Source organism: Streptomyces sp. a15, assembly GCF_059026085.1.
In genome coordinates, this window is the sequence record NZ_JBWLKM010000012.1 from 21,496 (window position 1) to 41,175 (window position 19,680).

Below are 19,680 nucleotides of genomic sequence, written 5' to 3' on the forward strand. Positions count from 1 at the left end.
ATCCCCCACGGATGCAACGGATGTAAGCGGCTCAGGCGGCAAGCACACATTACGATCCCGCTGTCGTCGCAGGCCACTCAATTAACAGATCCCGTCAACCGTCCGTCTGCCGAGCGGACGCACGAGGCGGCGAGCCCTTGGATTACGCTCATACGCATGGCCGACGCACCGTACAAGCTGATCCTCCTCCGCCACGGCGAGAGCGAATGGAACGCGAAGAACCTGTTCACCGGCTGGGTGGACGTCAACCTCAACGAGAAGGGCGAGAAGGAGGCAGTCCGCGGCGGTGAGCTGCTCAAGGACGCCGGCCTGCTGCCCGACGTGGTCCACACGTCACTCCAGAAGCGCGCGATCCGCACCGCCCAGCTCGCCCTGGAGTCCGCGGACCGCCTCTGGATCCCCGTCCACCGCTCCTGGCGCCTGAACGAGCGCCACTACGGCGCCCTCCAGGGCAAGGACAAGGCCCAGACCCTCGCCGAGTTCGGCGAGGAGCAGTTCATGCTGTGGCGCCGCTCCTACGACACGCCTCCGCCGCCGCTGGACCGCGACGCCGAGTACTCGCAGTTCGACGACCCGCGCTACGCGACCCTCCCGCCGGAGCTGCGCCCCCAGACGGAATGCCTCAAGGACGTCGTCGTCCGCATGCTCCCCTACTGGTTCGACGGCATCGTCCCCGACCTCCTGACCGGCCGCACGGTCCTGGTCGCCGCCCACGGCAACAGCCTCCGTGCCCTCGTCAAGCACCTCGACGGCATCTCCGACGCCGACATCGCGGGCCTGAACATCCCGACGGGCATCCCGCTGTCGTACGAACTCGACGCGGACTTCAAGCCGCTGAAGTCCGGCGGCACGTACCTCGACCCCGACGCGGCCGCGGCGGCGATCGAGGCGGTCAAGAACCAGGGCAAGAAGAAGTAGGCCCACGCGACAAGCCCCTTGCCCGCGGTTTCCCCGCCGGCAGGGGGCTTTTCGGTTCCCTGCTCAGTTCCCTGCGTTCCTCGGCCGCCGCTCCCAAGCCCTCACGGGCTGCCGGCTCCGTAACGCCCTCCGCGAGCCGGCTCACCACGTCCAGGATTTACCGCCCCGGCCCGACGACCGCCGCAGACCAGGGCGGATGAGGACGATGACGGAACGTCAGATCGACAGCGGTACCTGATGGACCTCGTCCGCCCTGTGCCCCGCCCGCTCGTGGACGCGCTGGACCGCGTCCGCCGAGGGTGCCTCGGAGAGGCAGTAGATGGTGCCGGACTCCGGGTCCGCCCAGGCCCGCTCGAAGTGCACGCCCTCGTCCTTCTCGATGGCGAGGTCGGCGTCGTGTGCCTCCCTCAGCTGCTCCGGCGTGATGCCCTCGAAGCCGTGGTGGACGTCCATGAACTGCGTCATGGCCTCGCACCTCCTTGTTCTTCCGGGTTCCCGAGTGCGCGAGTGGTTCGCCTGCTCTCCTATCAGGGTGCGCCTGTACGGCAGCCCGGGCGACTCAAGGAGAAAGGGCCCCGGCATCCATGCCGAAGCCCTTCACCGTCGTACGGAACTCTCCGCGCCCTACGCCGTCAACCGGTCACCCGCACTGGCACGGATTCCCCGACTGGCACCCGCACCCGCACCCCGACCCGCAGCCGCACGCGGCTATCAAGGTCAGGTTCCTGATCTCGGCGGGCTGTTCGGTCGGGCGTTCCTGTGTGGGGTCGGGTGGTGTACCGGGCGTGTTGGGGGAGTCGGCCATGGTCCCTCCTCAAGGCTGGTAACTGTGCCCATTGGACGCCCGTTCGGCCGGGCGCATCAACGGCGCACAGAGGCTCCCAAGCGCCCCGAACAGGCGCCCGCACGCCCACAGGGTCAGACCGGACACCCCCGGAGGGGCAGACCGGCCCCCGGAGGGTCAGACCGGACCCCCGGCGCGGCAGCCCCTGCACACCCGCAGGGTCAGCCCCTGCACACCCGCAGGGTCAGCCCCCGCACCCCCGCAGGGTCAGCCCTCGCACCCCCGGAGGGCTCAGGCCCCTTCCACCCCCGTCACCGGCTGGATCTCCTGCTGAAGATCGTCCGCATGCTCACCCGTCACCAGGTACACCACGCGCTTGGCGACCGCGACCGCGTGGTCGGCGTACCGCTCGTAGTAGCGGCCGAGCAGGGTGACGTCCACGGCCGTCTCGATGCCGTGCTTCCAGCGGTCGTCCATCAGGTGCTGGAAGAGGGTGCGGTGGAGGAGGTCCATCGCGTCGTCGTCCTGCTCCAGCTGGAGGGCGAGGTCGACGTCCTTGGTGACGATCACCTCGGCGGCCTTCGCCATCAGCCGCTGCGCGAGCTGGCCCATCTCCAGGATGGTCGCGTGCAGGTCGTGCGGGATGGCCCGGTTCGGGAAGCGCAGCCGGGCGAGCTTCGCCACGTGCTGGGCCAGGTCGCCCGAGCGCTCCAGGTCGGCCGACATCCTGAGCGACGTGACGACGATCCGCAGGTCCGTCGCCACCGGCTGCTGGCGGGCCAGCAGTGCTATCGCCCGGGCCTCCAGCTCGTGCTGGAGGTCGTCGACCTTCTGGTCGCCCTCGATGACGCTCTCGGCCAGCTTCAGGTCGGAGTCGAGGATCGCCGTCGTGGCGCGCCCGATCGCCGACCCGACCAGCCGGGCCATCTCCACCAGACCGTCGCCGATCGAATCAAGTTCCTCGTGGTACGCGTCCCGCATCAGGGATTCCCTCTCGTACGTGATCTTCGGGGGTCACCGGGGGCCTGGGCCCGGCGCGCCTGTCGCGTGCAGAACCGGTGCTTCGTACCCCACGCTCCCACGTTCCGCCCTGTACGCGTCGGTTTCCGTCACCCCAAATGAACCATCACTGGCTCCAAGGTGAACTCTGGGCGACGAGTGTTCGAGCTCGCACTCGGACGGCTGTGGCCGGAGCCCTTGACATGCCTAACCTGGGTGCATGGACGTGAACGCGGCGGTCGCCGCAGCAGCAGCGATCGCCGGTGTACTCACCGGCGTCATCGCCATGCTGGCGTTCCGCTGGAGCGAGCGGGAACAGAAACGCCCCACTCGCACCTCGCTGCACACGGACCCGGTGCTTCCGCCGGGTGTGGACACTGTCCTGTCCGTGCTCCGGTCCTCGGCCGTCGTACTGGACGAGGCGGACGCCGTGGTCAAGGCCAGCTCCGCCGCGTACGCCCTCGGGCTGGTCCGCGGCGGCAAGCTCTCCGTGGATCCGATGCTCCGGATGGCCCGTGACACCCGACGCGACGGGGAGATACGCCAGGTGGAGCTGGACCTCCCCAGACGCGGCACCGGCCGCGGCGAGGCCCTCGCGGTCTCCGCACGCGTCGCACCCCTCGGCTCCCGCCTGGTGCTGCTCCTCGTGGAGGACCTCACCGAGGCCCGGCGCATAGAGGCGGTGCGGCGCGACTTCGTCGCGAACGTCAGCCATGAGCTGAAGACCCCGGTCGGCGCCCTCTCCCTCCTGTCCGAGGCCGTCATGGACGCCTCGGACGACCCGGAGGCGGTGGAACGCTTCGCCGGCCGCATGCAGATCGAGGCGACCCGACTGACCAACCTGGTCCAGGAACTCATCGACCTCTCCCGCGTACAGAACGACGATCCGCTCGAGGACGCCGAACCGGTCCGCGTCGACGAACTCGTCGCCGAGGCCGTCGACCGCTGCCGGCACCAGGCCGGCACCAAGCAGATCACCATGGCCGCCGGCGGGACGGCCGACCTGCACGTCTACGGCAACCGCGGCCAGCTCGCCGCCGCCCTCGGCAACCTCGTCGAGAACGCCGTCAACTACTCGCCCGCCCGCACCCGTGTCGGCATAGCCGCCCGCCGGGTGACCGCGCCGGGCGGTGACATGATCGAGGTCGCCGTCACCGACCAGGGGATCGGGATCTCCGACAAGGACAAGGAGCGCATCTTCGAGCGCTTCTACCGCGTCGACCCGGCCCGCTCCCGTGCCACCGGCGGCACGGGCCTCGGCCTCGCCATCGTCAAGCACGTGGCCGCCTCGCACGGCGGGGAGGTCACCGTATGGAGCTCCGAGGGACAGGGTTCCACCTTCACCCTCCGACTGCCGGAGGCGGGCTCGGCCCGCGACCGCGCGCACCAGCACCCGGATCTCGACGGTCTCGATGACGGGCCCGGCGACTCCGACCCCCAGCCATCTTCTTACGATCCGCTCCCCTCCCCGGAGGTCCTTCCGTGACCCGAGTGCTCGTCGTCGAGGACGAGGAGTCCTTCTCCGACGCCCTGTCGTACATGCTCCGCAAGGAAGGCTTCGAGGTCGCCGTCGCGACCACCGGGCCCGACGGACTCGACGAGTTCGAGCGCAACGGCGCCGACCTCGTCCTCCTGGACCTGATGCTGCCCGGCCTGCCGGGCACCGAGGTGTGCCGCCAGCTGCGCAACCGTTCCAACGTCCCCGTCATCATGGTGACCGCCAAGGACAGCGAGATCGACAAGGTCGTCGGCCTGGAAATAGGAGCCGACGACTACGTGACCAAGCCGTTCTCCTCCAGAGAGCTGGTCGCCCGTATCCGCGCGGTCCTGCGCCGCCGAGGCGAGCCGGAGGAGGTCACCCCGGCCGCCCTGGAGGCGGGCCCGGTCCGTATGGACGTGGACCGCCACGTCGTGACGGTCTCCGGCTCCAAGGTCGACCTGCCCCTCAAGGAGTTCGACCTCCTGGAGATGCTCCTGCGCAACGCGGGCCGCGTCCTGACCCGTATGCAGCTCATCGACCGGGTCTGGGGCGCCGACTACGTCGGCGACACCAAGACCCTCGACGTCCACGTCAAGCGCCTGCGCGCCAAGATCGAGCCCGACCCGGGCGCGCCGCGCTACCTGGTGACGGTCCGGGGGCTCGGCTACAAGTTTGAGCCGTAAACCGACCCGCACAGCTGATGCGGAAGGGCGGGACCTCTGGTGAGGTCCCGCCCTTTCCGTCGTACGGCGATCTCGTACGGCGATCTCGTACGGCGATCTCGTACGGCTGCTCAGTGGCCGGCGGCCGCGGTGTCCGTCGACTCGGGCGAGGACTCCGTGTCGCCGGCCGGGGTGCCCGTCGCGGTCTCGGTGGGGGAGCCCGTGGTACCGGCGCCCGGCTCCTCGCTGGTCGTCGCGGTGGGGCTCGCCGTGCCGCCCGGCGTCGCCGGGATCTCGGTCGGGCCCCACGTGGAGAAGTAGCTCTTGGACGGGACGACGAAGGCGCGCAGGTTCACGTCACCGGTCTTGCTGAAGGTGAAGGTGACCTTCTGCGCGTTGCCGTCCTGGACGGACTCGCCGACCTCGTTCAGTACGGCGGAGGCGTTGCCCTTGCCGCCGAGGATGATGGAGCCGCCGGCCGGGACGGTCACCTTGCCCTTGCCCTTGGCGGGCGCGAGCTCGGCGGCACCGGCACCGGCGACGGTCACCGAGTCCAGCGTCTGGGCGGTGCCGCCGGCGTTGAAGAGGGTGGCGGAGACGACGGCCGGGCCCTCGGACTCGGCGTCCGGCTGGGTGATGATCACGACGTTCTGGAGCTTGATGTCACCGACGGTCGTGGCCGCGTTGTCCGGCTTGACCCCGAGGGTCTGAGCGTTGTTGCCGGCGCTGCACGCGGCGAGCGAGGCGATCGAGAACGCGATGGCGGCGGCGGCGAGGGCACCGCGTCGAAGGCTGCTGCTCACGGCGGCGGTAACTCCTTGACTCGAGCGAGGCGGCCGGTAAAGCCGCGCTAAGTGTCTGTCAGCGGCCTCAGGTTACCGAGCCGTTCCCGTGCCGCCGCACCCGACCCTCCCCTCGCGGCATCCTCTTCGTAGTCGCAGCGGCCACAAGTGACCCTTGAGTCACATTGGCCTGGCGCTCGTCCGCCATTCACATAAGTACCGCGGACCGTGCCCAGGGGATTTTCCGTGAAGGAATCCTTGAACCCCTGAATTGATCACCATCCGGCTGGTCGGGCGCCCCTGTGATCAATTCCGGATTCGTCTCGCACCCGCCTCCACGCACCGAACGGAGTAGCGGAAGTCGCACGCTTGGAAGCGGACATACCGGGATGTTCGGCCGTCTGGAGGGGTCTCCGGACGTGTGTAACGTACGGGTTTCACCTCCCCCGGACAGCCGCTCCGACCTGCGAATACATTCTTCCGCTCGACCCGCGCAGCACGTTCCTGTCGCTGTTGTCAAGCCCCGAGATATGCCCTGACCTGCGAAAACGCCATTCAGAACCCGCCGTTTCCGTGTTACTCTGGATAGCCACGGAAGGGGTACCTGTCACATGACGTTCAAGGTTGGCGACACCGTGGTCTATCCCCATCACGGGGCCGCGCTGATCGAGGCCATCGAAACTCGCCAGATCAAAGGCGTGGACAAGACCTACTTGGTGCTGAAGGTCGCCCAGGGTGATCTGACGGTACGTGTGCCAGCGGACAATGCGGAGTTCGTCGGCGTGCGTGATGTGGTCGGTCAGGACGGACTGGACCGGGTCTTCGAGGTGCTGCGCGCACCGTACGCCGAGGAGCCCACGAACTGGTCGCGTCGCTACAAGGCAAACCTGGAGAAGCTCGCCTCCGGCGATGTCATCAAGGTCGCGGAAGTCGTGCGTGACCTGTGGCGTCGTGAGCGCGAGCGTGGACTCTCCGCCGGTGAGAAGCGCATGCTCGCCAAGGCCCGCCAGATCCTGGTGAGCGAGCTCGCGCTCGCGGAGAACACGAACGAGGACAAGGCCGAGGCTCTGCTCGACGAGGTCCTCGCGTCCTGACGCCGGCGCAAGCCAGCCTCAGCACATTTGAAATGCCGCGGTGCCCGATGACGTATTTCTCGTCGCCGGGCGCTGCGGCATGTTCGCATTCTGGCGCCGTACGCGTGTTCATCTCGGGGAAGCCCCGATACTTGGTGTGCCGGGTCCGGGTAACGGGCTCGACCAGGGTCACGGAAGGGTTCCGGTCAAGCTGTCGTACCAGGCACGCTGAGGCCATACCCACGTAGGCCGAGCACACAAACCTGACAGGAACCGATGTCTGACGTTTCGCCTCCTTCGCCCACGCCTGCGCGCACGGCTGCGGTGATCCCGGCCGCCGGACGGGGCGTACGCCTCGGTCCGGGCGCCCCCAAGGCGCTCCGCGCGCTGAACGGCACTCCCATGCTGATTCACGCGCTCCGCGCACTGGCCGCGTCCCGAGCCGTCTCCCTCGTGGTCGTCGTCGCCCCGCCCGACGGCGCCGCCGAGGTCAAGTCCCTGCTCGACGCGCACGCGCTGCCCGAGCGCACCGACTTCCTCGTCGTGCCCGGCGGGGAGAGCCGCCAGGAGTCCGTGAAGCTCGGTCTGGACGCCCTGCCGCCGGAGTACGACATCGTGCTGGTGCACGACGCCGCCCGCCCCCTCGTCCCGGTCGACACGGTGGACGCCGTCATCGAGGCCGTACGAGAAGGAGCCGTGGCCGTCGTCCCGGCGCTGCCCCTCGCGGACACCGTCAAGGAGGTGGAGCCGGCCACGACCCCGGGCGACCCGGAGCCGGTCGTGGCCACCCCGCAGCGGGCCCGCCTGCGTGCTGTGCAGACCCCGCAGGGCTTCGACCGCGCCACCCTGGTCCGCGCCCACGAGACGGTCACCGAGAACGTCACCGACGACGCGAGCATGGTCGAGCAGCTCGGCGAGACGGTCGTGACCGTCCCCGGCCACGAGGAGGCCTTCAAGGTCACCCGCCCGCTGGACCTCGTCCTTGCGGAGGCGGTCCTGGCCCGCAGGAGGCTCAACGATGGCTTCTGAGGCACCCCTGCTCCCCCAGGTCGGCATCGGCACCGACATCCACGCCTTCGAAGAGGGCCGCGAACTGTGGTGCGCCGGCCTCAAGTGGGAGGACGAGGGCCCGGGCCTCGCCGGCCACTCCGACGCCGACGTCGTCGCCCACGCCGCCTGCAACGCGCTCTTCTCGGCGGCCGGGCTGGGGGACCTCGGGCAGCACTTCGGCACCGGGCGGCCCGAGTGGTCCGGCGCCTCCGGGGTGACGCTGCTGACCGAGGCCGCCCGGATCGTCCGCCAGGCCGGCTTCACCATCGGCAACATCGCCGTACAGGTCGTCGGCCCCCGCCCGAAGATCGGCAAGCGCCGCGACGAGGCCCAGAAGCTCCTGTCGGAGGCGGCCGGCGCCCCGGTGTCGGTGTCCGGCGCGACCACCGACGGCCTCGGCTTCCCCGGCCGGGGGGAGGGGCTGATGGCGGTGGCGACGGCCTTGGTGGTGCGAACCGGCTGACGAACCGGCCGACGAGGCCGTCCGACGTCACGAATGTGTGGCCTTGGGGGGAACGGGCGCGAGGCACTGCCGTGCGCCTACTACCCTGGACGCGTGACCATTCGCCTGTACGACACCAGCGCCCGGCAGATCCGTGACTTCGCCCCGCTCCAGCCGGGTTGTGTCTCGATCTACCTGTGTGGCGCCACCGTGCAGGCCGCACCGCACATCGGGCACATCCGCTCGGGCCTGAACTTCGACATCATGCGCCGCTGGTTCGCGTACCGCGGCTATGAGGTCACGTTCATCCGCAACGTCACCGACATCGACGACAAGATCATCGCCAAGTCGGCCGACCAGGGCCGCCCCTGGTGGTCGATCGGCTACGAGAACGAGCGCGCCTTCGACGACGGCTACACCGCGCTCGGCTGCCTGCCCCCGACCTACGAACCGCGCGCCACCGGCCATGTCACCGAGATGGTCGAGATGATGCGCGGGCTCATCGAGCGGGGCCACGCCTACGAGGCCGACGGCAACGTCTACTTCGACGTGAAGTCCTTCCCGGACTACCTGCGCCTGTCCAACCAGGAGCTCGACAACCTGCTCCAGCCCTCCGGCGAGGGCGAGACCGGCAAGCGGGACCCCCGCGACTTCGCCATGTGGAAGGCGGCCAAGCCCGGCGAGCCCAGCTGGGAGACCCCGTGGGGCCGCGGCCGCCCCGGCTGGCACCTGGAGTGCTCGGCGATGGCCCACAAGTACCTCGGCTCCGCCTTCGACATCCACGGCGGCGGCCTGGACCTGATCTTCCCGCACCACGAGAACGAGATCGCCCAGGCCAAGGCCTACGGCGACGAGTTCGCCCGGTACTGGCTGCACAACGCCTGGGTCACCATGAGCGGCGAGAAGATGTCCAAGTCGCTCGGCAACTCGGTGCTGGTCTCCGAGATGGTCCAGCGCTGGCGCCCGATCGTCCTGCGCTACTACCTCGGCACCCCGCACTACCGCTCGATGATCGAGTACAGCGAGGAGGCCCTGCGCGAGGCCGAGTCCGCGTTCGCGCGGATCGAGGGCTTCGTACAGCGCGTCATGGAGAAGGCCGGGGGAGTCGTCGAGCCCTCCGCCGAGGTCCCGCCCGCCTTCGCCGAGGCGATGGACGACGACCTGGGCGTCCCGCAGGCCCTCGCCGTCGTGCACACCACCGTCCGGCAGGGCAACTCCGCGCTGGCCGCCGACGACAAGGAAGCCGCCGTGGCCCGCCTCGCCGAGGTCCGCGCCATGCTCGGCGTCCTCGGCCTCGACCCGCTCGACCCGCACTGGGCCGGCGACGACGACCGCGGCGAGGACCTCCACGGGGTCGTCGACAGCCTCGTACGACTGGTCCTCGACCAGCGCGAGGCCGCCCGCGCCCGCAAGGACTGGACCACCGCGGACGCCATCCGCGACCAGCTCAACCAGTCCGGACTCGTCATCGAGGACTGCCCCGAGGGGCCGCGCTGGGACCTCGGCCCCCGCTGACCCTTTCTTGATCGATTGTGCCGCCCGGCCATCCGGGCGGCACACTGCATATACGTACACACGCACGCACCCGCACGCTTCGGCGTCGCAGAGAACAGACAGGTAGGTCATGGCAGCCAACAACCGCCGCATGTCCGGCAAGAAGGGCGCGCAGGTCGGCAGTGGCGGCCAGCGACGCAGGGGCCTCGAAGGCAAGGGCCCGACCCCGCCCGCCGAGATGCGCAAGGGACACAAGAAGAACCGTGTCGCGGGCGCCAAGGCGAAGCAGGCGGTACGCCGTCCCACGGCCCGCGGCCGCGGCGGCAAGGGCACCTCGGAGATGGTCGTCGGCCGCAACCCCGTCTTCGAGGCACTGCGCGACGGCGTGCCCGCGACGACCCTCTACGTCCAGCAGTTCATCGACAACGACGAGCGGGTCCGCGAGGCACTCCAGCTCGCCGCGGAGCGCGGCGGCATCCACCTGATGGAGGCCCCCCGCCCCGAGCTCGACCGCATGACCAACGGCCTGAACCACCAGGGCCTCGTCCTCCAGGTCCCGCCCTACGAGTACGCGCACCCCGAGGACCTCGCGGCCGCCGCCTACGACAACGGCGAGGACCCCCTCATCGTCGCCCTCGACGGCGTCACCGACCCGCGCAACCTCGGCGCCGTCGTCCGGTCCGTCTCCGCCTTCGGCGGCCACGGCGTCGTCGTCCCCGAGCGGCGCGCGGCCGGCATGACCGCCGGCGCCTGGAAGTCGTCCGCCGGTACGGCCGCCCGTACGCCCGTCGCCCGCGCCACCAACCTGACTCGCGCCCTGGAGGCGTACAAGAAGGCCGGCATCACCGTCGTCGGCCTCGCCGCCGAAGGCGAGTCGGAACTCGGTGACCTGGAAGCCCTGTCGGGGCCTGTCGTCATCGTCGTCGGCAGCGAGGGCAAGGGACTGTCCCGACTGGTCGGCGAGACCTGCGACCACCGGGTGCGGATCCCGATGCCGGGCGGCGCCGAGTCGCTCAACGCCGGTGTCGCGGCGGGCATCGTGCTCTACGAGACGGCACGCCGCCGCGCCTGAGCGATTGTTCGACCGAGTCACCCACATGGGGTGTTCCTGGCGTCGAGGACAACCTTGACGGGGTCCGGACAGATCCGCCCAGTCAAAGCAGTGTCCTAAGCACACGTCACTCGGTTAGATGAGTGTGGACACCAGAACACCCCGCACACCCACGGGGGACGGCCCGTCGGGCTTCGACGACGCTCCCGCGCTGAGCATGGTGAAGGTGCCGAGCGATCCGGCGCAGATCATCGTCAATCATGTGAGCTTTCGCGTGCAGTTGGGCGCGTCGACGCGGCGCACCCAATCCTCGCGGATCGCACGGCACTTGAGCGCCGCCGAGGACACCGCCCGGATGCCCGTCGTCGGCGCCGCGGCCGGCAGACCCGGCGCGAACGCGGGCGCCCGCCGCCGGCCCGTCGTCTGGAGCGGCAAGTCCGACCCCGACGACACCGGCGCCCACCGCCTCCTCCAGGCCGTACGGGGCGGCAGCGTCCGCCACGGCGACGAACCGGCCCCCTCCGCCGACGCCGGAGCCACCCAGGTCATCCCCCGCGTGGACGTCAACGGCGGCTACAGCGACGGCCGTTACGCCGACGACGGCTACGACGACCTCACCCAGACCGTCGAAACCCCGATCGTCGGCGCCCAACGCACCCACGACGGCGACGGCACCCGACTCCTGCCGAACATGCGCACCGTGGGCAGCGTCGACGACGAACCCGCCTACACCGGCGAGCAGTTCGACGACTACGACGACAGCGGCAGCGGCAGCGGCACCGACCACACCCGCTCCGCCAAGCGCCACGGCGACGACCCCGCCCGGCACGCCTACTACCCGGGCCGCCGCATTCACCTCGGCGTCGTCCTGCTCCCCCTCCGCATCTTCCTCGGCTTCATCTCCATCTACGCCGGCATGGGCAAGCTCTGCGACCCCGTCTACTTCGACGGCGGCGAACGCGGCTCCATGGTCAAGTGGCTCAACACCCTGCACCCCTGGGAAGTCGCCGAGCCGCTCAGGCAGTTCGCCCTCCAGCACCCCGTCGGCGCAGGCCTCGTCATCGCCTTCCTCCAGGTCATCGTGGGCGTCATCACGGTCCTGGGTTGCTGGCAGCGCGTCGGCGCGATCGTCGGCGCCGGCCTGTCCGCCGCGCTCCTCGTCACCGTCAGCTGGAAGAGCGTCCCCGCCTACGACACCCCCGACATCATCTACCTCGCCGCCTGGTCACCGCTGATCATCGCCGGCGCCCCCGTCTACTCCATCGACGGCCGCCTCGCCGGCAGCGCCTGGCGCCGCCTCGGCCCCCGCGCCGACCTCTGGGAGCTGCGCCGCTACGTCCTGCGCCGCGGCGCCCTCATCACCGCCATCGTCACCGGCCTCACCCTGCTCACCGGCTCACTGCTCGGCGGAGCGGTTCGCGACGCCGACCGCGTCGTCGTCCCCGGCCCCGGCGAGGCCCCCCGCAACGAACTGCCCGGCTCCCCGCTCCCGCAGGACCCCGCCAAGCGGCCGAAGAAGAAGACTCCCTCGGCCTCCAGCACCCCCACCCAGGGCGCCACGGCCAGTCCCACCGCCGGCACCACCGCCACCCCGGGCGCCACCCGCGACACCGGCACCGCCACCGGCGGCTCGCCCAGCCAGACCCAGGGCACCGACGGCCAGGCCCCGCCCCAGCAGTCCTCCCCGGCCCAACAGGCCCCCAGCACCACCTCAGGCCCCACCTCCGGCGGCAGCGCCAGCGGTGGCTCGTCAGGCGGCTCCAGCGGCGGAGGCTCGTCCTCCCAGCCGGGCCTGGTGGGCGGCCTGTTGGGGTAACGGAGCCGGTGGGCGGAATCCTGGGCACGCCTGCCGGCTGAACATCACGGCCCATACGACGAAGGGGCCCGCACTTCAGCAGTGCGGGCCCCTTCGTCGTATGGGGGGAGCGTCCCCCGACAGACGCCTCTAACGCCCCAGCGCCGCCAACTCCTTCGCGGCCTCCGTCAGATCCTTGGCCGTGTCGATGGCACGCCAATACGAACCCTGCGGAATCGGGAAGCCGGCCAACCGCCGCTCACGCGCAAGGTGGGGGAACGTCGTACGCTCATGATCGCCGCGCTCGGGCAGCAGCCCGGCGAACTCCGGCGAGAAGACATACAGGCCCGCATTGATCTCGTACGTCGTCGGCGGGGACTCGATGAAGTCCGTGACGTGCCCGAAGCCGTCCGTCTGCACCGCCCCCCACGGAATACGCGGGCGGGCCAGTGCGATGGTCGCCACCGCGTCGCGCTCGGTGTGGAAGTCCGCCATGTCACGCAGCGAGAAACGGGTCCAGATGTCGCCGTTGGTGGCGTACCAGGCCCGGTCCGGGTGCGGAAGGTGCGCGGCGGCGTACTTCAGACCGCCACCACGCCCCAGCGGCTCCGTCTCGACGACCGTCTTGACGTTCACCGGAAGATCGGCGCTCTCCAGCCACTTCTGCAGGACGTCGGCGAGATGGCCGCAACTGACCACCACGTCCGTCACGCCCTCCTCCGCCAGCCAGACAAGCTGATGGCCGATGATCGGAGTCCCCGTACCGGGGATCTCGACCATCGGCTTGGGCCGGTCGTCCGTGTGGGGACGCAGCCGGGAGCCCTGACCGCCGGCCAGAATGACGGCTTGAACAGGGCGGGACGCGGCGTTCGGATCGCTCATGACCGAACTGTATGTTGCGTCCCGCCCGCGGCCAGGGCCCGCAACTGTTCGTTAATCTGCCGTTACCACCCTCCCCCCCCCCGTTGGACCCTGCTCAGCTGTGCGCCGCCGCCACGCCCGTGGCGAAGGACGTGTCGCAGGCCGGGCGGGCGTAGGACTGCGCCCGCGTGGGCCCGTACACACGGACCGCGGCACGGCCCAGGGCACGCGCGATGGACGCGCAGTGCTTCGCCAGCGACGGACGGCCGTTGACCGCCTCCTGGAGGTGCGTGAGCGCGACGCCCGGGTTCCGCTCCTGGAGTTCGGTCAGGAGCTGGTCGCGCAGCACGTCCTGCGGAGTACGGGCGGCGGGCGCCTTGGCGTCCGACAGTGTGGCGTCCGACGCGGTGAGCACCGCGTTCGCGGGATTCCCCGACCAGTTGACTCGGGTGACCGCGAGGGTCCCGGAGAGCACCAGGACGACGGGCAGGACGAGGGCGAGGGTGCGGCCGATCCGGCGGGCGGGGCCCCGGCCGCGTCGCGTCTGTTGGTTAGTGGAGTGCTTCACGCGTGTGAGGGTAGCGCGGGGTGATGATTTGGCGACATTTAGTCACCGGTTCGGGGGATGAAGTGGTGCCTTTTTTTGGGTAGCGGGTTGACGCACGCTGCTCGAAATGACCGGTCTGCCGGGGTATTTGTCGACAACGAAGAGGGCCCCGCAGCAGGCTGCGGGGCCCTCTTCGTCAACGCGGGTGAATTCGCCCGGGTTGGTCGCTCTTTTCGCCTCAGTCGGTGAGGCGCTCGCCCGTGGAGCTCGAGAACACGTGGATCTCGCCCGGCCGCGGCACGACGTGCAGCGTGGCGCCCTTGTCCGGGACCGCGCGGCCGCTGACGCGGACGACCAGGTCCTTGAGGTCGTCGTCGACCTTGGCGCTGCCGTAGACGTAGCCGTCGGCGCCGAGCTCCTCGACGACGTTCACGGAGACCGCGAGACCGGCCGGAGCGTCCTCGGTGTCCTTCGAGAGGGACGCGGCGGCGGCGCCGTTGTGCTCGACGATGTCGAAGTGCTCGGGACGCACACCGACGGTGACCGTGGTGTCACCCTTGTCGGCGGCGGCCGACAGGGCGTCACGGCTGACCGGGACGACACTGTTGCCGAACTTCACACCGCCGTCGGTGATCGGGACCTCGACGAGGTTCATCGCCGGGGAGCCGATGAAGCCGGCGACGAAGAGGTTCGCGGGCCGGTCGTACATGTTCCTGGGGGAGTCGACCTGCTGGAGCAGACCGTCCTTCAGTACGGCGACCCGGTCGCCCATCGTCATGGCCTCGACCTGGTCGTGGGTGACGTAGACGGTGGTGATGCCGAGACGGCGCTGCAGCGACGCGATCTGCGTACGCGTGGACACACGGAGCTTGGCGTCCAGGTTGGACAGCGGCTCGTCCATGAGGAACACCTGCGGCTCACGCACGATCGCGCGACCCATGGCCACACGCTGACGCTGACCACCGGAGAGCGCCTTCGGCTTGCGGTCCAGGTACTCGGTGAGGTCGAGGATCTTCGCGGCCTCTTCGACCTTCTGCCGGATCTCCGCCTTGTTGACGCCGGCGATCTTGAGCGCGAAGCCCATGTTGTCGGCGACCGACATGTGCGGGTACAGCGCGTAGTTCTGGAACACCATGGCGATGTCCCGGTCCTTCGGCGGCAGGTGCGTGACGTCACGCTCGCCGATGCGGATGGAACCGCCGTTCACGTCCTCGAGCCCCGCGAGCATCCGGAGCGAGGTGGACTTGCCGCAACCCGACGGACCGACCAGGACGAGGAACTCCCCGTCCTCGATGTCGATCTCGAGAGCGTCGACGGCGGGCTTGGTGGAACCCGGGTAGATCCGGGTCGCCTTGTCGAACGAGACAGTGGCCATGGTGAAGGGCCCCCTTCTACCGGCAGGAACGTGCCGGACGATCCGTTGTAGGAAGGTGGTGAGCCGCCCCGGGCGGTGCCGGGGTGGTGTAGTCCACGCAGGTGAACTGGGTCAGGACGGTACCTGGCGTTCACGTGTTCTGTCAGTACCTGGGGGAGTGTGAACTTCGCCGAAATTTTCGAGAGGGGCACCCTGTGGCCTGGGTACACTGCACGGGCACGTAAACGCGTGACCCGCGTGCAGGCCTCCTTAGCTCAGTTGGCCAGAGCAACGCACTTGTAATGCGTAGGTCGTCGGTTCGAATCCGACAGGGGGCTCCCGACTAAGAAAAGCCCAGGTCAGACCATGTCTGTCCTGGGCTTCTTCATGCTGGCGACCCCAGCGTCCGCAGCGCCCCGTCCGTCAGCCGGTACACCGTCCACTCGTCCTGGGGTCGGGCGCCCAGTGCCTCGTAGAACGCGATCGACGGTGCGTTCCAGTTCAGGACGGACCACTCCAGGCGCTCGTAGCCGCGTTCCACGCAGATCCGCGCCAGCTCGGTGAGCAGGGCCTTGCCGTGGCCGCCGCCTCGGGCGGTGGGGCGGACGTAGAGGTCTTCCAGGTAGATGCCGTGGACGCCGCGCCAGGTGGAGAAGTTCAGGAACCACAGGGCGAAGCCGACCGGCTCGGCCGTCGTGTCGTCGCAGGCGATGTGGGCGTAGGCGGCCGGGCGTTCGCCGAAGAGGGCCTCGTGGAGTTGTTCCGGGGTCGCCTTGGCCTCGTGCGGTGCCTTTTCGTACTCGGCGAGCTCGCGGACGAAGGTGTGGATGGCGGGGATGTCGGCGGGGGTCGCGGCGCGGATCATGGGGGGAGGCTAGCCCGGGTGGTTTCTCAGGCGCCTGGCGATTTCCAGTTGCTGGGGGTCCGGTGGGCGGCCGTCCTCGACGTCCCAGAGGGTGTTCTGGAGGAGTCGGCCGAGGGTCCAGGCACGCGCGCGTGCCCGGTCGAGGGTGAGTACGTCGGTCATGGCGTCGAAGCGCCAGCGGATCTCGTCGGCGTCGAAGCGGTTGGCGAGGGCGGGCCAGAGTTCGAAGCCGGGGTCGCCGGCGAGGGGTTTGGGGTCGATGGCGAGCCAGGGGGCGCGGTCTGCGGCGAGGACGTTCTCGTCGTGGAGGTCCCAGTGGAGGAGGCGGTCGCCGGGGTCGTCGGCCACTTCGCGTACGGCGGCCGCGCAGTCGGTGACCAGGCGGCGGGTTTCCGGGTCCGGGATGTGGTTCAGGGCTCGGGGGGCCTGGTCGAGCATGGCCTGGGCGATGTCGCCGAGGCGGCGCATGCCCGGCGGGGCCGGTACGGAGGTGAGGTGGGCCAGGAGGCGGGCGATGACCAGGACGGCCTCGCGGGTGTCGTCCAGGTGGGACAGCATGCGGGTGGGGTCGAGGCGTTCGAGGAGCATGGTGCCGGTCGTCTCGTCGTGGTCGAGGAGCCGTACGGCCCGGTCGCCGTCCCAGACGCGCAGGGCGACCGGTTCGCCCTCGCTCTCCTCGTCGAGGAGCTGGAGTTTCAGTACGGCCCGGGTGTCGTCCGCGCGGACGACCGGCACGACCAGGGCGGCGACCCCGTGCATCGGCCGTCCGTCGACCGTCAGTTCCCAGCGTTCCAGGAACTCGGCCGTCAGGTCCGGCAGCCCGGCGATGAACGCGCGGCCCGCCTCGCCGTTGAACTCCTCCTGTGACGCGGCCAGTTCGTCCGGGATATCGATCACGCTGCGGACCCTACCGGCCTGCGTGATGCGCCTCATGCGAATTGTTCAGGCCACCGATTCCGGTACCGGCGTGTGTGCCGGGGCGCCGTGCTTGGAGGGTTTGGCCGTGACCATCAGGGCCGCGATCAGGCCGGCCAGCAGCATGATGGCGGCGGCCCACCAGATGGCGACGGTGTAGCCGTGGACGACGGCCTCCTTGGCGGTCTGGGCGCGGCCGCCGGGGGCGGTGAGGTGGGCGGTGAGGTAGGCGGTGCTGCTGGTGGTGGCGATGGTGTTGAGCAGGGCCGTGCCGATGGAGCCGCCCACCTGTTGTGCGGTGTTGAGGGTGGCCGAGGTGACGCCGGAGTCCTGGGGGGCGACGCCCGCGGTGGCGGTGGAGAAGACCGGCGTGAAGGTGAGGCCCATACCGAGGCCCATGAGGATCAGGGCGGGCAGGATCTCGGTGGCGTAGGCGCTGTCCACCGTCATCCGGGTGAGGACCACCATGCCGGCCGAGGCGAGGAGCATGCCGGGGGCCATGAGCGCTCGGGGCGGTACGCGGTTGATGAGGCGGGCCGAGATCTGGGTGGAGCCGATGATGATCGAGGCGGTGAGGGGGAGGAAGGCGAGGCCGGTCTGCACGGGGGTGTAGGCGAGGACGACCTGGAGGTAGTAGGTCATGAAGAGGAACAGGCCGAACATGCCGATGACGGCGAGGCCCATGGTGAGGAAGCAGCCGGCGCGGTTGCGGTCCTTGACGATGTGGAGGGGCAGCAGGGGCGTGCGGGCGCGGGTCTGCCACCACACGAACGTCGTGAGGAGTACGACTCCGGCGGCGAGGAACGTGAGGACGAGGGCGTCGGTCCAGCCCCGGGGTTCCGCCTCGCTGAAGCCGTAGACGATGGCGACGAGGCCGCCGCAGCCGAGCAGGACGCCGGGGACGTCCAGGCGGGAGCCTGGGTGCCGGGGGCGGTCGTGGAGGAGGACGAGGGCGCCGACGACGGCGACGACGGCGACGGGGATGTTGACGTAGAGGCACCAGCGCCAGTTCAGGTACTCGGTGAGCAGGCCGCCGACGATGAAGCCGATCGCGGCGCCGCTGCCGGCGAGGGTGCCGTAGATGCCGAAGGCCTTTCCGCGTTCCTTGGGGTCGGTGAAGGTCGTCGTCAGCAGGGAGAGCGCGGAGGGGGCCAGTACGGCGGCGAAGGCGCCCTGGAGGGCGCGGGCGCCGAAGAGCATGCCGGAGCCGGTGGCGGCGCCGCCGAGTGCGGAGGCGGCGGCGAAGCCCACGAGGCCGATGACGAAGGTGCGTTTGCGGCCGACCAGGTCGGCGATGCGGCCGCCGAGCAGGAGGAGGCCGCCGAAGGCGAGCGTGTAGGCGGTGATGACCCATTGGCGGTTGCCGTCGGTGATGCCGAGGTCGCGCTGTGCGGAAGGGAGCGCGATGTTCACGATGGTCGCGTCGAGGACGACCATCAGCTGTGCGAGGGCGATGACCACCAGGCCCCACCAGCGGCGTGGGCCGGCGTCCGCCTGATCACCTGTCGAGGTGGCGCTCATCCGGCCAGAAGACCATGGATCTCGGCCGGTCGCATCTGCGGAGGTCATGGTTCAAGGACTACCTTTCCGGTGGTCCGGCGGGTCTCCAGGGCCCGGTGTGCGGCGGCGGCCTCGGCGAGCGGGAAGCGTTGTACGGCGGGGGCGAGGCGGCCTTCGGCTGCCTGGGTGAGGGCGCGCAGTTCGAGGGTGCGTACGGGGTTGGGGCCGCCGGTCTTCTGCATCATCACGGGGCCGAGGACCTGCTCTGAGACGCCGTCGACGAGGTAGGGGCTGCCGTCGTGGATGCCTTCTCCGGACCAGCCGAAGACGATGTGCTTGCCGCCGGGGCCGAGGAGGGCGACGGTCTCGCGGGCGATGTCGCCGCCGACGCCGTCGAAGACGACGGTGGCGGTACGTCCGCCGAGGTAGGCGCGGATCTTGTCCGGCCAGGACGGGTCCTTGTAGTCGACGGCGAGGTCGGCGCCGTTCGCCTGGACGAGGGCGGCCTTCTCGGGGCCGCCGGCGAGGCCGATGACGGTGGCGCCGGCGTGCTTGGCGTACTGGACGAGGAGGGTGCCGATGCCGCCGGCGGCGGCCGGGATCACGGCGACCGAGTCGGGGCCGAGCTCGGCGAACTGCAGGATCCCCATCGTCGTACGGCCCGTGCCGATCATCGCGACGGCCTGGGCGTAGTCCAGGTTCGCGGGGATCTCGTGGACGCGTTCGACGTCGGTGACGGCGAGCTCGGCGTAGCCGCCGGGGGCGAATCCGAGGTGGGCGACCACCTGCTTGTCGCGCCACAGCGCGGCGACGCCCTCGCCGAGGGACTCGATGACGCCGGCGACCTCGCGGCCGGGGATGGTGGGCAGGGCGGGCAGCTCGGGGAGGGGGCCCTGCATGCCCTCGCGCAGGGCGGTGTCGAGGAGGTGGACACCGGCCGCCGCCACGGCGATGCGGACCTGGCCGGGGCCCGGCCGGGGGTCGTCGGTCTGCTCGTAGGTGAGGTTGTCGGCCGGGCCGAAGGCGTGCAGGCGGATGGCGTGCATGTGGGGTCCCCCATCGGTTGGTGGCGCTGTGGCTCTGGCGTGCTGTGGCTCTGGCGTGGTTT

19 protein-coding genes and 1 tRNA gene are annotated in these 19,680 nt (G+C 70.1%); 10 read left to right on the forward strand and 10 right to left on the reverse strand.

Annotated elements, in window-relative coordinates:
- Positions 1-156: 156 nt before the first annotated feature.
- On the forward strand, positions 157-918 hold the full coding sequence (locus tag AC5P09_RS15275; protein WP_493874419.1) for a phosphoglyceromutase: 762 nt from the start codon (positions 157-159) through the stop codon (positions 916-918).
- 216 nt (positions 919-1,134) lie between these two features.
- Here AC5P09_RS15275 and AC5P09_RS15280 read toward each other — a convergent pair whose 3' ends face one another.
- Positions 1,135-1,383, reverse strand: coding sequence for an SCO4226 family nickel-binding protein (locus AC5P09_RS15280; RefSeq protein ID WP_266437489.1), 249 nt, complete (start codon positions 1,381-1,383; stop codon positions 1,135-1,137).
- 610 nt (positions 1,384-1,993) lie between these two features.
- Positions 1,994-2,683 (reverse strand): phosphate signaling complex protein PhoU, encoded by a 690-nt coding sequence (phoU, locus tag AC5P09_RS15285; RefSeq protein WP_493874420.1) that lies wholly within the window; start codon positions 2,681-2,683, stop codon positions 1,994-1,996.
- Between the two features lie 238 nt (positions 2,684-2,921).
- Here phoU and phoR point away from each other — a divergent pair, with 238 nt between their 5' ends.
- Both phoR and phoP read left to right on the forward strand, forming a co-directional pair.
- Positions 2,922-4,187, forward strand: a complete 1,266-nt coding sequence (gene phoR / locus AC5P09_RS15290) for a two-component system sensor histidine kinase PhoR (protein ID WP_493874421.1) — start codon at positions 2,922-2,924, stop codon at positions 4,185-4,187.
- Positions 4,184-4,864 carry a two-component system response regulator PhoP gene (gene phoP, locus AC5P09_RS15295; RefSeq protein WP_383866577.1) on the forward strand — a complete coding sequence of 227 codons (681 nt, stop codon included), beginning with the start codon at positions 4,184-4,186 and terminating at the stop codon, positions 4,862-4,864. Before phoR ends, phoP begins: the two co-directional genes overlap by 4 nt.
- 110 nt (positions 4,865-4,974) lie before the next feature.
- Here the strand turns inward: phoP and AC5P09_RS15300 are convergent, their stop codons facing one another.
- Positions 4,975-5,646 (reverse strand): copper chaperone PCu(A)C domain-containing protein, encoded by a 672-nt coding sequence (locus AC5P09_RS15300; RefSeq protein ID WP_493874422.1) that lies wholly within the window; start codon positions 5,644-5,646, stop codon positions 4,975-4,977.
- A gap of 590 nt (positions 5,647-6,236) precedes the next feature.
- Here AC5P09_RS15300 and AC5P09_RS15305 point away from each other — a divergent pair.
- From AC5P09_RS15305 to AC5P09_RS15330, 6 genes are all read left to right on the forward strand, one after another.
- The gene (locus tag AC5P09_RS15305) at positions 6,237-6,719 is read left to right on the forward strand and encodes a CarD family transcriptional regulator (protein ID WP_003953493.1); all 483 of its coding nucleotides are present in this window, start codon (positions 6,237-6,239) and stop codon (positions 6,717-6,719) included.
- 255 nt (positions 6,720-6,974) lie between these two features.
- Positions 6,975-7,727 carry a 2-C-methyl-D-erythritol 4-phosphate cytidylyltransferase gene (gene ispD / locus AC5P09_RS15310; RefSeq protein WP_493874423.1) on the forward strand — a complete coding sequence of 251 codons (753 nt, stop codon included), beginning with the start codon at positions 6,975-6,977 and terminating at the stop codon, positions 7,725-7,727.
- Positions 7,717-8,211 (forward strand): 2-C-methyl-D-erythritol 2,4-cyclodiphosphate synthase, encoded by a 495-nt coding sequence (gene ispF, locus AC5P09_RS15315; protein WP_493874424.1) that lies wholly within the window; start codon positions 7,717-7,719, stop codon positions 8,209-8,211. Before ispD ends, ispF begins: the two co-directional genes overlap by 11 nt.
- A gap of 93 nt (positions 8,212-8,304) precedes the next feature.
- Positions 8,305-9,705: a cysteine--tRNA ligase gene (gene cysS / locus AC5P09_RS15320; protein WP_493874425.1), complete on the forward strand. Its 1,401-nt coding sequence runs from the start codon at positions 8,305-8,307 to the stop codon at positions 9,703-9,705.
- A gap of 109 nt (positions 9,706-9,814) precedes the next feature.
- Entirely contained in the window at positions 9,815-10,756 is a 942-nt protein-coding gene (gene rlmB / locus AC5P09_RS15325; protein ID WP_493874426.1) for a 23S rRNA (guanosine(2251)-2'-O)-methyltransferase RlmB, read from the forward strand.
- 118 nt (positions 10,757-10,874) lie between these two features.
- The gene (locus AC5P09_RS15330) at positions 10,875-12,551 is read left to right on the forward strand and encodes a DoxX family protein (RefSeq protein WP_493874427.1); all 1,677 of its coding nucleotides are present in this window, start codon (positions 10,875-10,877) and stop codon (positions 12,549-12,551) included.
- A 129-nt stretch (positions 12,552-12,680) separates the two neighbouring features.
- Here the strand turns inward: AC5P09_RS15330 and AC5P09_RS15335 are convergent, their stop codons facing one another.
- The 3 genes from AC5P09_RS15335 to AC5P09_RS15345 form a co-directional block, all read right to left on the reverse strand.
- Positions 12,681-13,412, reverse strand: a complete 732-nt coding sequence (locus AC5P09_RS15335) for a nucleotidyltransferase family protein (RefSeq protein WP_493874428.1) — start codon at positions 13,410-13,412, stop codon at positions 12,681-12,683.
- Between the two features lie 94 nt (positions 13,413-13,506).
- Positions 13,507-13,959 carry a hypothetical protein gene (locus AC5P09_RS15340; RefSeq protein WP_493874429.1) on the reverse strand — a complete coding sequence of 151 codons (453 nt, stop codon included), beginning with the start codon at positions 13,957-13,959 and terminating at the stop codon, positions 13,507-13,509.
- A 217-nt stretch (positions 13,960-14,176) separates the two neighbouring features.
- Positions 14,177-15,313 (reverse strand): ABC transporter ATP-binding protein, encoded by a 1,137-nt coding sequence (locus AC5P09_RS15345; protein ID WP_493874430.1) that lies wholly within the window; start codon positions 15,311-15,313, stop codon positions 14,177-14,179.
- Between the two features lie 243 nt (positions 15,314-15,556).
- Between AC5P09_RS15345 and AC5P09_RS15350 the strand changes: the two genes are divergently transcribed.
- A tRNA-Thr gene (locus AC5P09_RS15350) sits at positions 15,557-15,630 on the forward strand.
- Positions 15,631-15,677: 47 nt separating this feature from the next.
- Here the strand turns inward: AC5P09_RS15350 and AC5P09_RS15355 are convergent.
- From AC5P09_RS15355 to AC5P09_RS15370, 4 genes are read right to left on the reverse strand one after another with little or no spacing between them, the layout of a single operon-like run.
- The gene (locus AC5P09_RS15355) at positions 15,678-16,157 is read right to left on the reverse strand and encodes a GNAT family N-acetyltransferase (RefSeq protein ID WP_493874431.1); all 480 of its coding nucleotides are present in this window, start codon (positions 16,155-16,157) and stop codon (positions 15,678-15,680) included.
- Positions 16,158-16,166: 9 nt separating this feature from the next.
- The gene (locus AC5P09_RS15360) at positions 16,167-17,090 is read right to left on the reverse strand and encodes an aminoglycoside phosphotransferase family protein (RefSeq protein ID WP_493874432.1); all 924 of its coding nucleotides are present in this window, start codon (positions 17,088-17,090) and stop codon (positions 16,167-16,169) included.
- A gap of 9 nt (positions 17,091-17,099) precedes the next feature.
- Entirely contained in the window at positions 17,100-18,593 is a 1,494-nt protein-coding gene (locus tag AC5P09_RS15365; protein WP_493874433.1) for an MFS transporter, read from the reverse strand.
- A 44-nt stretch (positions 18,594-18,637) separates the two neighbouring features.
- Positions 18,638-19,618 carry a zinc-binding dehydrogenase gene (locus AC5P09_RS15370; protein WP_493874434.1) on the reverse strand — a complete coding sequence of 327 codons (981 nt, stop codon included), beginning with the start codon at positions 19,616-19,618 and terminating at the stop codon, positions 18,638-18,640.
- Positions 19,619-19,680: the final 62 nt, after the last annotated feature.